The organism is Pseudonocardia sp. WMMC193, from assembly GCF_021728735.1.
Taxonomy (GTDB): Bacteria; Actinomycetota; Actinomycetes; order Mycobacteriales; family Pseudonocardiaceae; genus Pseudonocardia; species Pseudonocardia oroxyli.
Genome location: NZ_JAKKDO010000003.1, coordinates 252,657 through 267,121 on the forward strand (window position 1 = coordinate 252,657; position 14,465 = coordinate 267,121).

Below are 14,465 nucleotides of genomic sequence, written 5' to 3' on the forward strand. Positions count from 1 at the left end.
ACGAAGCGACGGTGTACTTCTCGCCATGGACTTCCTGGCGCCGACCTCCTGGGCGGAGGCTCTCGAGTGCAAGGCCGCGCATCCCGACGCGGTCGCGATCGCGGGCGGCACGGACGTCATGGTGGAGCTGAACTTCGACCACCGACGCCCGCCCGCCCTGCTCGACCTCAACCGGGTCCCCGAGCTGGCCGACTGGGCGCTCGACGACGGCCGGGTGCGGCTGGGCGCGGGCGTCCCGTACGTCCGGGTGATCTCCGAGCTGGGGCACCTGCTGCCCGGCCTGGCGATGGCCGCCCGCACGGTCGGGTCGCCGCAGATCCGCAACCGCGGCACGGTCGGCGGGAACCTCGGCGCGGCCTCGCCCGCGGGGGACTCGCACCCCGCGCTGCTCGCGGCGTTCGCGTCCGTGGAGATCGGCTCGGTGCGCGGCACCCGCGAGGTGCCGGTGGCGGAGTTCTTCACCGGCGTCAAGCGCTCGGTGCTGGAGCCGGACGAGCTCATCTCCGCCGTGCTGGTCACCCCGCCGTCGGGCCCGCAGCAGTTCTCCAAGATCGGCACCCGCAACGCCATGGTGATCGCGGTGTCCGCCTTCGGGTTCGCGCTGCACCCGGACACCCGCACCGTCGGGACCGGCATCGGGTCGGCCGCGCCCACCCCGCGCCCCGCCCCCGAGGCCGCCGCGTTCCTCGCCGGGGAGCTGGAGGCCGCGGGGCTGTGGGGCTCCCGCGGCGCCCTGCCCGCGACCCTGGCCACGGAGTTCGGCCGCCGGGTCCGGGACGCCGCCGCCCCGATCGACGACGTCCGCGGCTCCGCCGCCTACCGCAGCCACGCCCTGTCCGTGATGGCCCGTCGCACCGCGACCTGGGCCTGGGACGCCTACCGCGACGAGAACCGGAGCGCCGCATGAGGATCGAGCTGACCGTCAACGGCGTCGCCCGCGAGGCGGACGACGTGTGGGAGGGGGAGAGCCTGCTCTACGCCCTGCGCGAGCGGCTGGGCCTGCCCGGCTCCAAGAACGCCTGTGAGCAGGGCGAGTGCGGCTCCTGCACCGTCTACCTCGACGGGGCGCCCGTCTGCGCGTGCCTCGTGGCCGCGGGCCAGGCGCAGGGTCGCGAGGTGACCACGGTGGAGGGTCTGGCGGGAGACGAGCTGGACCCGGTGCAGCAGGCCTTCGTGGAGAAGGGCGCGGTGCAGTGCGGCTTCTGCACCCCCGGCTTCCTGATGTCCACGAAGGACCTGCTGGACCACAACCCGGCGCCGTCCGACCCGGAGATCCGGGAGGCCCTGGCGGGCAACCTGTGCCGCTGCACGGGCTACGAGAAGATCCTGGACGCCGTGCGGACCGCGGCGGCGAACCGATGATCATCGAGAACGCCCACGTCGTGACCGTGACCGGCGCGGAGATCGCCGGCGGCCACGTCGTCGTCGAGGACGACCGGATCACCGCGGTGGGCGCGGGCCCGGCGCCGAGCCGCGAGGGCCACCGGGTCGTCGACGCGCGCGGCGGCCTGCTCACCCCCGGGTTCGTCAACACCCACAACCACCTCTACCAGTGGGTCACCCGCGGCCTCGCCGCCGACCACACGCTGTTCGAGTGGCTGACCACGCTCTACCCGGTCTGGGCCGGCATCGACGAGCACGCCGTCCACACCGGGGCGACCGGCGCGCTGGCCCAGCTCGCGCTCACCGGCTGCACCACCAGCAGCGACCACCACTACGTCTTCCCCCGGGAGGGCGGGGACGTGTTCGCCGCGGAGATCCGGGCGGCGGCCGACGTGGGCCTGCGGTTCCACCCCTGCCGCGGCTCGATGGACCTGGGACAGAAGGACGGCGGCCTGCCGCCGGACCACGTCGTCGAGGACCGGGACGCGATCATGGCCGCCTCCGAGGCGGCGATCGACCGCTGGCACGACCCGTCGCCCGGCTCGATGCTCCAGGTCGCGCTGGCCCCCTGCTCGCCGTTCTCGGTGACCGGGGAGCTCATGCGCGAGTCCGCGCAGCTGGCGCGGCGGCGCGGCGTGCGGCTGCACACCCACCTCGCCGAGACCACGGACGAGGACGAGTTCTGCCGGGAGCGCTTCGGCTCCTCGCCGCTGGAGTACGTCGAGTCGCTGGGCTGGACCGGCGCGGACGTCTGGTTCGCCCACGGCATCCACTTCGACGACGCCGCGGTGAAGCGGATCGGCGCCACCCGGACCGGGGTGGCGCACTGCCCCTCGTCCAACGCCCGGCTCGGGGCCGGGATCGCCCGCACCCGCGACCTGCGGGACGCGGGCGCCCGCGTCGGCCTCGGCGTCGACGGCGCGGCCAGCAACGAGGCGGGCTCGCTCCTGGAGGAGGTCCGGCACGCGGTGCTGTTCGCCCGCGCCGTCGGCGGCCCCACCGCGCTGACCGTCCGGGACGCCCTGGAGCTGGCCACCATGGGCGGCGCCCGGGTGCTCGGGCGCGAGCAGGAGATCGGCTCGATCGAGGTGGGCAAGCTCGCCGACCTGGCCCTCTGGGCGCTCGACGGACTGGGCCACGCGGACGTCGCCGATCCCGTGGCCGCCCTGGTGCTCGGCTCCCCGCCGCCGCTGGAGCTGCTGCTCGTGAACGGCCGACCCGTCGTCGAGCACGACCGGGTCACCACCGTGGACACCGACGCCGTGGCACAGGAGTGCGTCCGCGTCCACCGCACGTTGTTGGAGAAAGCCTCATGACCTCGACCGAAACGCGCATGGCAGGCAGGCTGGGGGACTCCCCGCCGCGCCCCGACGGCACCCTCAAGGTCACCGGCGAGTTCGCGTACTCGTCCGACCTCTGGCACGACGACATGGTCTGGGGTGTCACGCTGCGCAGCCCGCACCCCAGCGCACGGATCCGCGCGATCGACCTCACCGACGCGCTGCGCGTCCCGGGTGTCTCGGCGATCCTCACGGCGAAGGACGTGCCGGGGGAGAACGCCGTGGGCCTGGAGCACCTCGACACCCCGGCCCTGGCGGACGGCGTGGTCCGCTACCAGGGCGAACCCGTCGCGCTGGTCGCGGCGGACCATCCCGAGACGGCCCGCCGCGCGGCGGCCCGGATCGTCGTGGACTACGAGGTGCTGCCCGCGGTCACCGACCCCCGCACGGCGCTGGACCCGGACACCCCCTGGGTGCACGCGGACCACGACAACCTGGTGCGGGACCTGAGGATCCGCCGCGGCGACCCGTCGCCGACCGCGCCGGTCGTCGTCTCCCTCGACTTCGAGGTCGGCATGCAGGACCAGGCCTTCCTCGGGCCCGAGTCCGGGCTGGCGGTGCCGGACGGCGAGGGCGGTGTCGACCTCTACGTCGCCACCCAGTGGCTGCACGTCGACCAGGGCCAGGTCTGCCGGGTGCTGGGGCTGCCGCCCGAGCAGGTGCGGCTGACCCTCGCCGGCGTCGGGGGCGCGTTCGGGGGCCGCGAGGACCTGTCGATGCACGTCCACGCCTGCCTGCTCGCGCTGCACACCGGCAAGCCGGTGAAGATGAGCTACGCCCGGGACGAGTCGTTCTTCGGGCACGTGCACCGCCACCCCGCGTGGCTGCGCTACGAGTTCGGCGCCCGCGAGACCGGCGAGCTGGTCTACGCCAAGGCGGACATCCTGTTCGACGGCGGCGCCTACGCCTCGTCCACGCCCGCCGTCGTCGGGAACGGCGGCACGCTCGGGCTGGGCCCGTACCGGATCCCGAACGTCCACGTGGACGCCCGCGGGGTCTACACGAACAACCCCACCTGCGGAGCGATGCGCGGGTTCGGCTGCGTGCAGGCCGCCTTCGCGCACGAGGCGCTGATGGACGAGCTGGCCGACCGGATCGGCATGGACCGCGTCGAGATCCGGGCGCTCAACGGCATGGTGGAGGGCGACCTCACCATCACCGGCCAGGTCGTCGACTCCGCGGCGCCCGTGGCGGAGCTGATCCGCACGGTGCGCGACCTGCCCCTGCCCGCGGACCCCGCAGGCGAGCGGGACATCCGCGAGCTCCCCGGCGGGGCGTCGAACACCACGCACGGCGAGGGTGTGCGGCGCGGGATCGGGTACGCGGTGACCTACAAGAACGTCGGGTTCTCCGAGGGGTTCGACGACTACTCCACCGCCCGCGTGCGGCTGGAGGTCGTCGGCGGCGAGCCGGTGGCGACGGTCCACACGGCGGCCGCGGAGGTCGGCCAGGGGCTGATCACCATCGAGCAGCAGATCTGCCGCACCGAGCTGGGTGTGGAGCAGGTCGTGGTGCACCCGAAGGACACCACCGTCGGCTCCGGCGGCTCGACGTCCGCCTCCCGCCAGACCTACGTCACCGGCGGCGCCGTGAAGGCGGCGTGCGAGGCGGTGCGGGCGTCGGTCCTGCGTCGGGCGTCGGAGGCGCTGGGGCGCGCGGAGCTCCGGCTGGACGGGGAGAAGATCGTCGCGGCGGGCGGGGAGGTCGTCGCCTCCCTGGCGGAGGTCCTCACCGACCCCGTCGAGGAGACGGTCGAGTGGCGCCACCGCCCCACGTACCCGATCGACCCGGAGACGGGGCAGGGGAACGCGCACGTGCAGTACGCCTTCTCCGCGCACCGCGCGGTGGTGGACGTGGACGTCGAGCTGGGGCTGGTCAAGGTCGTGGCGCTGGACACCGCGCAGGACGTGGGCCGGGCGCTGAACCCGGACGCCGTCGTCGGGCAGATCCAGGGCGGCAGCGCGCAGGGCATGGGCCTGGCGCTGATGGAGGAGATCGTCGTGCAGGACGGGATCGTGAAGAACCCGTCGTTCACCGACTACCTCATCCCCACCATCCTGGACATGCCGCCGATGCAGGTGAAGGTCCTGGAGTACGCCGATCCGCACGCCCCCTACGGGGTCCGCGGCGTCGGCGAGCCGCCGACGATCTCGTCGGGCCCGGCGGTGGCCGCCGCCATCCGGGCCGCCACCGGCAAGCCGCTGCGCCGTGTCCCCGTCCGCCCCGAGCACATCGTCCGTGAGTGGTAAGTGGTGCCAGGGCACCACTGACCACTCACGAGCACCGGAGGTGCCGCAATGCCTCGGATGTTCCTGAACGGCACCGCCATGTCCGGCGGGCCCGACCACCACCTCGTGGGCGACGCCCCGCTGGTGGCCCGCACCACCACCGCGCCCCGGTACCGCTTCCACGCGGTCGAGGGCCGCTACCCGGCCCTCGAGGACGGCGGGACCGCCGCCGTCGCGGGTGAGCTCTACGAGCTGTCCTACGCCCAGCTCCGGGAGGTCCTCCTGCCCGGCGAGCCCGACGGGCTCGAGCTCGGCGTCATCGAGCTGGCCGACGGGTCCGGCTCGCTCGCGATGATCCTGCGCCCCGGGCACACCGCTTCGCGCACGGACATCTCGGACATCGCCGACTGGCGGGAGTACCGCTCGTGAGGACGGTCTTCCGCGGCCGTGCGATCGTCGACGGTGGGGAGCGGCCCGCCGCCGTCCTGGTCGACGGAGAGCGGATCGCCGCCGTGCTGCCGATCGACGCCCCGCTCGACGCCGTCGAGGTCCGGCCTGCGGCGGACGAGGTGCTGATCCCCGGCCTGGTCGACACCCACGTGCACGTCAACGAGCCCGGCCGCACCGAGTGGGAGGGCTTCGCCTCCGCCACCCGGGCCGCCGCCGCGGGCGGGGTCACGACGATCGTCGACATGCCCCTGAACTCGCTCCCGCCGACGCTGGACGCCGAGTCCCTCGCCATCAAACGCAAGGCCGCGGACGGGCAGTGCGCCGTGGACGTCGGGTTCTGGGGCGGGGCGGTGCCCGGCAACGAGTACGCGCTGCCGGAGCTGGTCGCCGCGGGCGCGTTCGGCGCCAAGTGCTTCCTGCTGGACAGCGGCGTGCCGGAGTTCCCGCCGCTGCCCGACCCGCGCACCGCGCTGCGGGTGCTGGGGGACGCGGTGCTGCTGGCGCACGCGGAGGACGCCGCCCTCATCGGATCCACCCGAGGCCCGCGCTACGGCGACTTCCTCGCGTCCCGGCCCGCCGCGGCCGAGGACTCGGCCATCGCCCGGCTGCTCGACGCCGCGCGCGAGACGGGCGGGCGCGTGCACGTCGTGCACCTGTCGTCCGCCGCGGCGCTGCCGCTGCTGGCCCGGGCCCGCGCCGAGGGCGTGCGGGTCACGGTCGAGACGTGCCCGCACTACCTCGCCCTCGCGGCCGAGGAGATCCCGGACGGCGACACCCGCTTCAAGTGCTGCCCGCCCGTGCGCGAGGAGGCCAACCGCGACCTGCTCTGGCAGGGCCTCGCGGACGGCGTGATCGACATGGTCGTCAGCGACCACTCGCCCGCGACACCGGAGCTCAAGGGCACCGGGGACTTCGGGTCGGCGTGGGGCGGCATCGCGTCGCTGCAGATCGGGCTCGCGGTCGTGTGGACCGAGGCCCGGCGGCGGGGCTGGTCGCTCGCCGCCGTCGTCGACCGGATGGCGACGGCCCCCGCGGACCTGGTCGGGCTGCGACACAAGGGCCGCATCGCCCCCGGCGCGCACGCGGACCTCGCGATCGTCGCGCCGGACGAGACCTTCACGGTGGGTGCGCTCGCCCACCGCCACCCCACCACCCCCTACGCCGGTCGCACGCTGCACGGCGTGGTCCGCGGCACCTGGCTGCGCGGCGAGCGGGTGGGTCCCGACCCCCGTGGTCGACTGATCGAGAGAGGTGAGCGCTGATGTACCCCGATCTCGCGCTGCGCACCGTCGGCGGTTCCGTGGTCCGGGCGAGCGACGAGTCGTTCGCCGCCAAGGAGAACCTGATCGTCCCCGGTCCGCCGGTCTTCGACCCGACGACCTTCGGCCACCGCGGCAAGGTCTACGACGGCTGGGAGACCCGCCGCAGGCGCACCCCCGGCGAGGACGAGGCCGTGGTCCGGCTCGGCGCGCCCGGCATCGTCCGGCGGATCGTGGTCGACACGACCTGGTTCACCGGCAACTACCCGCCGCGGGCCGCGGTCGACGGCCGCGCGGACGGGGACTGGTTCGAGCTGGTCGCGCTCTCGGACCTCAAGGGGGACAGCGAGAACGCGTTCGACGTCCGCTGCGACCGCCGCGTCGACGAGGTCCGGCTGCGCATCGTCCCGGACGGCGGTGTCGCCCGCCTGCGGGTGTTCGGCGAGGCGCTGCCCGACCCGGCCCTGGTGGCGGCGCTGGGCACCGTCGACCTCGCCGCCGTCGAGAACGGCGGGCACATCCGGGACGTGTCGAACCGGTTCTACAGCGAGCCCCACAACCTGCTGCTCCCCGGTCCCGCCCGGTCGATGGGGGAGGGGTGGGAGACCGCCCGCCGCCGCGACACCGGGAACGACTGGGTCGAGATCGGCCTGGCGGTCGAGTCGTCCCTCGCCGTCGTCGAGCTGGACACGAGGTACTTCCTGCACAACGCGCCGGCGCGGGCGGTGCTCCGCAGCGGCGGTCGCACCCTGATGGAGTCCGAGCTCGGCCCGAACACCGTCCACCGCGTCGTGCTGGACGACCCGACCCCCGTCACCGCCGTCCGCCTGGACATCCACCCCGACGGCGGCCTGTCCCGAGTACGCCTGTGGGGCACCCCCACCGCTGGTGGCTATCGAACGCTCGAAACCCGCTGGCTCTCGGCCCGCTGACCCCGTCCGCATCATGGAGCCACAGCTGTCGTTTCGCGGGTCGAGAACGACAGTTGTGGCTCCGTAATGCCCTGATCTTGGGAGAGACCGTGCACGCGCTCAACTGTTCGCTCGTGTTGGCCGATGTTCCTGTGCTGGAGCGGCCCGCGGCCGCCGCGGCCGCCGGGTTCGCCGCCGTCGAGTTCTGGTGGCCCTTCTCCTCGGCCGCGCCGTCGGACGCCGAGGTGGACCGCTTCGCCCGCGCCGTCGAGGATGCCGGGGTGGACCTGGTGGGGCTCAACTTCGCCGCGGGGGACATGCCCGCGGGTGACCGCGGGCTGGTGTCCTGGCCGGGGCGGGAGTCGGAGTTCCGGGCCTCGGTCGCGGTGGCGGTCGGGCTCGGCGAACGGCTCGGCATCTCGATCTTCAACGCCCTGTACGGCAACCGCGTCGACGGCGCGAGCGGCCAGGACGACCTCGCGCTGGAGAACCTCGCCCACGCGGCGAAGGAGGCCGAGCGCATCGGCGCGGCGGTGGTGCTGGAGCCCCTGAGCGGCGCCGACCGCTACCCGATCCGCACGTGCGCCGACGCGGTCGCGGTGCTGGACCGGGTCGGCGCGTCGAACACCGGCCTGCTGTTCGACGTCTACCACCTCGCCGTCAACGGCGAGGACCTCGACGCCGCGATCGCCGCCCACGCGGACCGCATCGCCCACGTCCAGCTCGCCGACGCGCCGGGACGGCACGAACCCGGCACCGGCGACATCGACTTCCCCCACGTCCTCGCCGCGCTGCAGGCCGCCGGCTACACCGGCCGCACCGCGCTGGAGTACGTCCCCACCCGAAAGGTCATCGCATGAGCACGATCGCATTCATCGGCCTCGGCATCATGGGCGGCCCGATGGCGGGCCACCTCGTCGACGCGGGCCACGACGTCGTGGGCCACAACCTCTCCCGGCTGGCCGTCGACGTGCTCGTCGAGCGGGGCGGGCGCGCCGCCGCCGACACCGCGGACGCCGTCCGGGAGGCGGACGTCGTGATCACCATGGTCCCCGACAGCCCCGACGTCGAGGCGCTCGTGTTCTCCGAGGACGGCATCCTCGCCCACGCCAAGCCCGGCACCCTGCACATCGACTGCTCGACGATCCGGCCGGACGTCGCGCGCCGGATCGCCGAGGCCGAGCGCGAGCGCGGCATCCGCCCGGTCGACGCGCCGGTCAGCGGCGGTGAGCCCGCCGCCGTCGAGGCCACGCTGTCGATCATGGTCGGCGGCGCGGACGACGACGTCGCGGCCGCCCGACCCCTCCTGGAGACCGTGGGCCGGACCGTCGTCCACGTCGGACCGTCGGGGGCGGGCCAGACCGTCAAGGCCGCCAACCAGCTGATCGTCGCGGGGAACATCCAGCTGGTCGCCGAGGCGCTGGTGTTCCTCGAGGCCTACGGCGTCGACACCGAGTCCGCGCTGGAGGTCCTCGGCGGCGGCCTGGCCGGCAGCACGGTCCTCGCGCGCAAGGGCGCCACGATGCGCGCCCGCACCTTCGCACCCGGCTTCCGGATCGACCTGCACCACAAGGACCTGGGCATCGTGACGGCGGCGGCGCGGGAGGCGGGCGTCGCCATCCCGCTGGGTGCGCACGTGGCCCAGCTGGTGGGCGCGCTGCGCGCGCAAGGCCACGGCTCGCTCGACCACAGCGCCCTGCTGACGCAGGTCGAGGCACTCTCCGGACGGGCACGATGACCCGCATGCGCGCCGTCGACGCCGCCGTCGCGATCCTCAGGGCCGAGGGTGTCTCGCACCTGTTCGGGCTGCCGGGCGCCGCGATCAACCCGTTCTACGACGCCGTCCGCCGCGACGGCACGCTCACCCACGTCCTGGCCCGACACGTCGAGGGCGCCTCGCACATGGCCGAGGGCTACACGCGCGCGAAGGCGGGCAACATCGGCGTGTGCGTGGGGACGTCCGGACCCGCGGGCACGGACATGATCACCGGGCTCTACTCCGCGATGGCCGACTCCATCCCGATCCTCGCGATCACCGGGCAGGCGCCGGTCGCGCGGCTGCACAAGGAGGACTTCCAGGCGGTCGACATCGCGGCGATCGCCGCACCCGTCACCAAGCTGGCGCTGACCGTCCGCGAGCCGGCCCAGGTCCCCGGCGCGGTCGCGCAGGCCTTCCACCTCATGCGCTCCGGGCGCCCGGGGCCGGTGCTGCTGGACCTGCCGATCGACGTCCAGCAGGGCGAGATCGCGTTCGATCCCGAGACGTACGCGCCGCTCCCGGTGCACCGCCCCGCCGCCACCCGCGCGCAGGTCGAGCGGGTTCTCGACCTGCTCGCCGACGCCGAGCGCCCGGTCATCGTGGCGGGCGGCGGGATCGTCAATGCCGACGCGTGCGCCGAGCTCGTCGAGCTGGCGGAGCTGCTGGACCTCCCGGTCATCCCGACGCTGATGGGCTGGGGCGCGATCCCGGACGACCATCCGCTGATGGCGGGTCTGGCCGGCATCCAGACCTCGCACCGGTACGGCAACGCGACCCTGCTGGCGTCCGACCTGGTGCTCGGCATCGGGAACCGGTGGGCGAACCGGCACACGGGCGGGCTGGAGGTCTACCGGCGCGGGCGGCGGTTCGTCCACGTCGACATCGAGCCGACCCAGATCGGGCGGGTGTTCGCGCCGGACTACGGGATCACCTCCGACGCGGGCGCGTTCCTGCGGACCGCGGTCGAGGCCGCGCGCGAGCGCACCCTGCCGGACCGCAGCGCCTGGGTCCGGGAGTGCGTCGAGCGCAAGGGGACGCTGCAGCGGCGGACCCACTTCGACGACGTCCCGATCAAGCCGCACCGGGTGTACGAGGAGATGAACAAGGCGTTCGGCCCCGACACCCGCTACGTCAGCACGATCGGGCTCAGCCAGATCGCCGGGGCCCAGTTCCTGCACGTCCAGCGGCCGCGGCACTGGATCAACTGCGGGCAGGCGGGGCCGCTGGGCTGGACCGTCCCGGCCGCGCTGGGGGTCCGGGTCGCCGATCCCGAGGCCGGGGTGGTCGCGCTGTCCGGGGACTACGACTTCCAGTTCATGATCGAGGAGCTGGCGGTCGGGGCCCAGTTCACGCTGCCCTACATCCACGTCGTCGTGAACAACTCCTACCTGGGGCTGATCCGGCAGGCGCAGCGCGGGTTCGACATGGACTACTGCGTGCAGCTCGGGTTCGACAACATCAACTCGCCGGAGCTGGACAAGTACGGCGTGGACCACGTCAAGGTCGCCGAGGGCCTGGGCTGCAAGGCGATCCGCGTGACGGACCCCGCCGACCTCCCCGGCGCGTTCGCCCGCGCGAAGGAGTTGGTGGCGCTGCACCGGGTCCCGGTGGTCGTCGAGGTGGTCTTGGAGCGGGTCACGAACATCGCGATGGGCCAGGACCTGGACGCCGTGGTGGAGTTCGAGGAGCAGGCGACCACCCGGGCACACGCACCCACCGCGACCATCCCGCTCCCGCTCGCGTGAGTGTGAGCGTCGGGCGCACCGGTGATCACCGCGACTGGAGCGCGACCCGCGCTCAGCGCGGATTCTGCTCCAGTCGCGGTGATCACTCCCCGCGCCAGGCGCGCCACAGCCGGGCGTAGTGCCCGTCCGCGGCGAGCAGCTCCGCGTGCGTCCCGGACTCCACGATCTCCCCGGCGTCCATCACGAGGATCCGGTCGGCGGTCGACGCCTGCCGCAGCCGGTGCGCCACCACCAGGCCGGTGCGCCCCGCGAGCACGGCGGCGGCGCCGTCCTCCAACCGCGACGCGTCCCGCGAGCCCGCCTCGGCGGTGGCCTCGTCCAGCAGCAGCACCACGGGGTCGGCGAGCAGGGCGCGGGCGAGCGCGACCTGGGCGGCCTGCTCGGCCGAGAGCGCGTGCCCCAGCTCGCCGACCACCGTCCGCAGCCCGGACGGCAGCGCGGAGACCCAGTCCGCGCCGACCGTCGCGAGAGCCTTCTCGATCTCGGCGTCCGTGGCGTCCGCCCGCGCCAGCCGCAGGTCCTCGGCCAGCGGGCCCGCGAAGACGTGGGCCTCCTGGGACACGAGCACGACCGACCCGTCGGCCCGGAACCGCGACACCGGCTCGCCGCCGACGTGCACCGTCCCCGCGGAGGGGTCGGTGAGCCCCGCGAGGATCACCGCGAGCGTGGACTTGCCCGCCCCGCTCGCCCCGACCAGCGCGACGGTCTCGCCGGGCGCGAGCGCCACGGACACGTCCCGCACCACGGGGTCCGCGCCGTAGCGATGGGTGATCCCCGAGGCCGTCACGGAGCCGTTCGGCCGCGGCGCGGGGTCGACGGCGGGCACCTCGGTCACGATCACCCCGACGATCCGCTGCAGGCTGGCGAAGGCCGACTGGATCTCGTCGAAGCTCATGATGATCAGGCCGAGCGGGTTGAACAGCCGGTGGAAGTACAGCGCGGCGGCGGTGACCGCGCCGACCGTGGCGGCCTCGGTGGAGACGAGCGCGAAGCCGACGCCGATGATCGCCGTGAGCCCCACGAGCTCGGCGATGTTCATCCACTTGCCCCACGCCGTGGCGAACCACAACACCGACTTCGAGATCGCCCGCGCCTGCTCCGACGACTCGGTGATGCGCGCGACGTGCTGGTCCTCGGCGCCGTAGGCGTGCACCGTCGGCAGGCCCTCCAGGCTGGACACCAGCGCCTCGGCGCGGTCGCCGAACGCGGCCCGCTCGGCGGCGTAGCGCTTGGCCGCCCGGGGCAGGTACCAGCGGATCGCGAAGCCGTAGACCGGGATGGCGGTCAGGCCCGCCACGGCGAGCCACGGGTCGAGGGCGAACAGACCGACCATCGTCAGCCCGACCGTCAGTGCGGCCCCGACCCACGGCGCCAGCAGGGCGGTGATCACCTCGCTGATGACCGCGACGTCGTCTCCCACGCGGCTGAGCAGGTCGCCGCGGCCGGACTCCTCCAGCTCGTTCGCGGGCAGCCGCAGCGCGGTGCCGACGGTGTCCTCGCGCATCCGGGCGAGGACCCGCTGACCGATCCGGGCGACGAGGGCGGCGCTGATCGCGGTCAGCACGGCGCTCAGCACGCCGGCGCCCGCCACCAGCACCACCAGCTCGACGATCTCGGCGGTCGTGGTGCCGCGCAGCACGGCGTCGACGATCAGGCCGATCGCCCAGGGCGCGACCAGGCCGGACAGCGAGGCGAGCGCGGCCAACAGGACCGTCGAGACGGCGAGCGCCCGCCGGCTCCGCAGGTACCCGCCGATCGCGCGGCGGACCTGCCCCGCGGTGGCGAGGGGGAGGCGCGTGCTCATCCCAGGACCTTCTTCCGGTAGCCCTCGTGGGCGAGCAGGTCGTGGTGCGTGCCCTCGGCGAGGACGCCCTCGGCGGCGAGGTGCACGACGTGGTCGGCGTGGGCGAGGAGCACGGGGCTGTCGGTGATCACGACGGTCGTCCGGTCCCGGCGCAGCGTCCGCAGGCCCTGCGCGACGGCCTCCTCGGTGACCGAGTCGATCGCCGTCGTCGGGTCGCGCAGGACGAGCACGGGGGGATCGGCGTGCAGCGCGCGGGCCAGCGCGAGCCGCTGGCGCTGGCCGCCGGACAGGCTCAGGCCGCGGTCCCGGACCGGCTCGTCGAGGCCCGCGGGCTGGGCGTCGACGAAGTCCGCGGCGCCTGCCGCGACGATGGCGGGCCGCAGGTCACCGGGCACCCCGCTGAGCGCCATGTTCTCCGCGACGGTCCCGGCGAACAGGTGGGCGTGGTGGGGCTCGACGTGCACGGCCTCCGGGGCGGCGCCGTCGAAGGTCACGCTGCGCTCGCGCAGCGCGGCGGTGAGACGGTCGGCGACCTCGGGCTCGGCCACGACCCCGGTCAGCCGCCCGGCGGGCAGGTCCAGCCGCACCGGCTCGACCGGCTCGGCGACCGGCGCCTCGTCCAGCACCCCGCCGACGCGCGCGGCGCTCGCCTTGGCGGCCGCACCGATCTGCAGGTAGAAGCCCGCCGCGGTCAGCGGCTCGGCGATGAACTGCGCCGCGCCGACCGCGGAGACGAAGGCGCCGATGGTGATCGTTCCGTCGACGGCGAGCAGGCCCGCGGACGCGACCGACACCGCGAGCACCAGGGTGGCGGCGAGGACGGTGGCGCCGAGCTGCAGCGACTTGGCGGTGCCCGTGCGGACGCCCGCGCTCTCGGCCCGCCTGCTGACCTCGCGGTAGCGCGCGGTCGCGGTGCGCTGGGCGCCGAGCCCGTGCAGCACGCGCAGGCCGGTCACCAGGTCGGTGGCCAGCGCGGACGCCTCGGCGAGGGACTCCTGCTGGCCCGCCACCCGTCGGGAGAGCAGCGGGGACAGGGCGTTCAGCCCCAGCGTGACGACCACGGCCGTCACGATCAGGCCCAGCCCCAGCAGCGGGTCGATCCCGATCAGGATCGCCGAGCTGACCAGCAGCGCGGCCGCCGAGCCGCACAGCCCCGACACCCAGATGACCGACCGCGCCGTCTGGTCGGCGTCCGACGACGCGATGGTCAACAGCTCGCCGTGCCGCCGCGCGGTGGTGGCCCCCGGGCGCAGCAGCCTGCCCGCGAGCTCCGTGCGCAGCAGGTGGCCCTCGTCGATGACCGCGCCCTGCCCCAGCCGGGCGAACCAGCGGTAGCAGGTATTCAGCACCCCGAACAGCAGGACGAACCCCGCCAGGCAGAGCACGAGCATCCGCACGTCGCCGGTGGCCACGGCGCGGTCCACCGAGAACCCGATCGCGAGCGGGACCAGCGCCTCGCACGTCTGGTGCCCCATCAGCAGCAGCGACGCCCCGAGCACCCGTCTGCGCTGGCGGCGCAGCACCCGCCTGCGCAGACCGTCGTCCGTTTTCACCCGGTAAGGGTAGGCTCAGTGATCGGCGGGGCG

The 14,465-nt window shown here is 74.4% G+C and carries 12 protein-coding genes; 10 read left to right on the forward strand and 2 right to left on the reverse strand.

Annotated elements, in window-relative coordinates:
- Positions 1-25: 25 nt before the first annotated feature.
- From L3X23_RS02530 to gcl, 10 genes are all read left to right on the forward strand, one after another.
- Positions 26-907: a xanthine dehydrogenase family protein subunit M gene (locus tag L3X23_RS02530; protein WP_237190494.1), complete on the forward strand. Its 882-nt coding sequence runs from the start codon at positions 26-28 to the stop codon at positions 905-907.
- Positions 904-1,362: a (2Fe-2S)-binding protein gene (locus L3X23_RS02535; protein ID WP_237190495.1), complete on the forward strand. Its 459-nt coding sequence runs from the start codon at positions 904-906 to the stop codon at positions 1,360-1,362. The genes L3X23_RS02530 and L3X23_RS02535 overlap by 4 nt, the downstream gene beginning before the upstream one ends.
- Positions 1,359-2,699 carry an 8-oxoguanine deaminase gene (locus tag L3X23_RS02540; protein ID WP_237190496.1) on the forward strand — a complete coding sequence of 447 codons (1,341 nt, stop codon included), beginning with the start codon at positions 1,359-1,361 and terminating at the stop codon, positions 2,697-2,699. The genes L3X23_RS02535 and L3X23_RS02540 overlap by 4 nt, the downstream gene beginning before the upstream one ends.
- A complete protein-coding gene (gene pucD, locus L3X23_RS02545) occupies positions 2,696-4,972 on the forward strand; it encodes a xanthine dehydrogenase subunit D (RefSeq protein ID WP_237190497.1) in 2,277 nt (758 codons plus the stop codon). Before L3X23_RS02540 ends, pucD begins: the two co-directional genes overlap by 4 nt.
- 48 nt (positions 4,973-5,020) lie before the next feature.
- Positions 5,021-5,380: a gamma-glutamylcyclotransferase gene (locus tag L3X23_RS02550; RefSeq protein WP_237190498.1), complete on the forward strand. Its 360-nt coding sequence runs from the start codon at positions 5,021-5,023 to the stop codon at positions 5,378-5,380.
- A complete protein-coding gene (gene allB / locus L3X23_RS02555; protein ID WP_237190499.1) occupies positions 5,377-6,663 on the forward strand; it encodes an allantoinase AllB in 1,287 nt (428 codons plus the stop codon). Before L3X23_RS02550 ends, allB begins: the two co-directional genes overlap by 4 nt.
- Positions 6,663-7,592 carry an allantoicase gene (alc, locus tag L3X23_RS02560; protein WP_237190500.1) on the forward strand — a complete coding sequence of 310 codons (930 nt, stop codon included), beginning with the start codon at positions 6,663-6,665 and terminating at the stop codon, positions 7,590-7,592. The genes allB and alc overlap by 1 nt, the downstream gene beginning before the upstream one ends.
- 89 nt (positions 7,593-7,681) lie before the next feature.
- Positions 7,682-8,431: a hydroxypyruvate isomerase family protein gene (locus tag L3X23_RS02565; protein ID WP_237190501.1), complete on the forward strand. Its 750-nt coding sequence runs from the start codon at positions 7,682-7,684 to the stop codon at positions 8,429-8,431.
- A complete protein-coding gene (locus L3X23_RS02570) occupies positions 8,428-9,309 on the forward strand; it encodes a 2-hydroxy-3-oxopropionate reductase (protein ID WP_237190502.1) in 882 nt (293 codons plus the stop codon). Before L3X23_RS02565 ends, L3X23_RS02570 begins: the two co-directional genes overlap by 4 nt.
- Positions 9,306-11,075 (forward strand): glyoxylate carboligase, encoded by a 1,770-nt coding sequence (gcl, locus tag L3X23_RS02575; RefSeq protein WP_237190503.1) that lies wholly within the window; start codon positions 9,306-9,308, stop codon positions 11,073-11,075. Before L3X23_RS02570 ends, gcl begins: the two co-directional genes overlap by 4 nt.
- 82 nt (positions 11,076-11,157) lie before the next feature.
- Here gcl and L3X23_RS02580 read toward each other — a convergent pair whose 3' ends face one another.
- On the reverse strand, positions 11,158-12,879 hold the full coding sequence (locus L3X23_RS02580; RefSeq protein WP_237190504.1) for an ABC transporter ATP-binding protein: 1,722 nt from the start codon (positions 12,877-12,879) through the stop codon (positions 11,158-11,160).
- Entirely contained in the window at positions 12,876-14,432 is a 1,557-nt protein-coding gene (locus L3X23_RS02585; RefSeq protein ID WP_237190505.1) for an ABC transporter ATP-binding protein, read from the reverse strand. The genes L3X23_RS02580 and L3X23_RS02585 overlap by 4 nt, the downstream gene beginning before the upstream one ends.
- Positions 14,433-14,465: the final 33 nt, after the last annotated feature.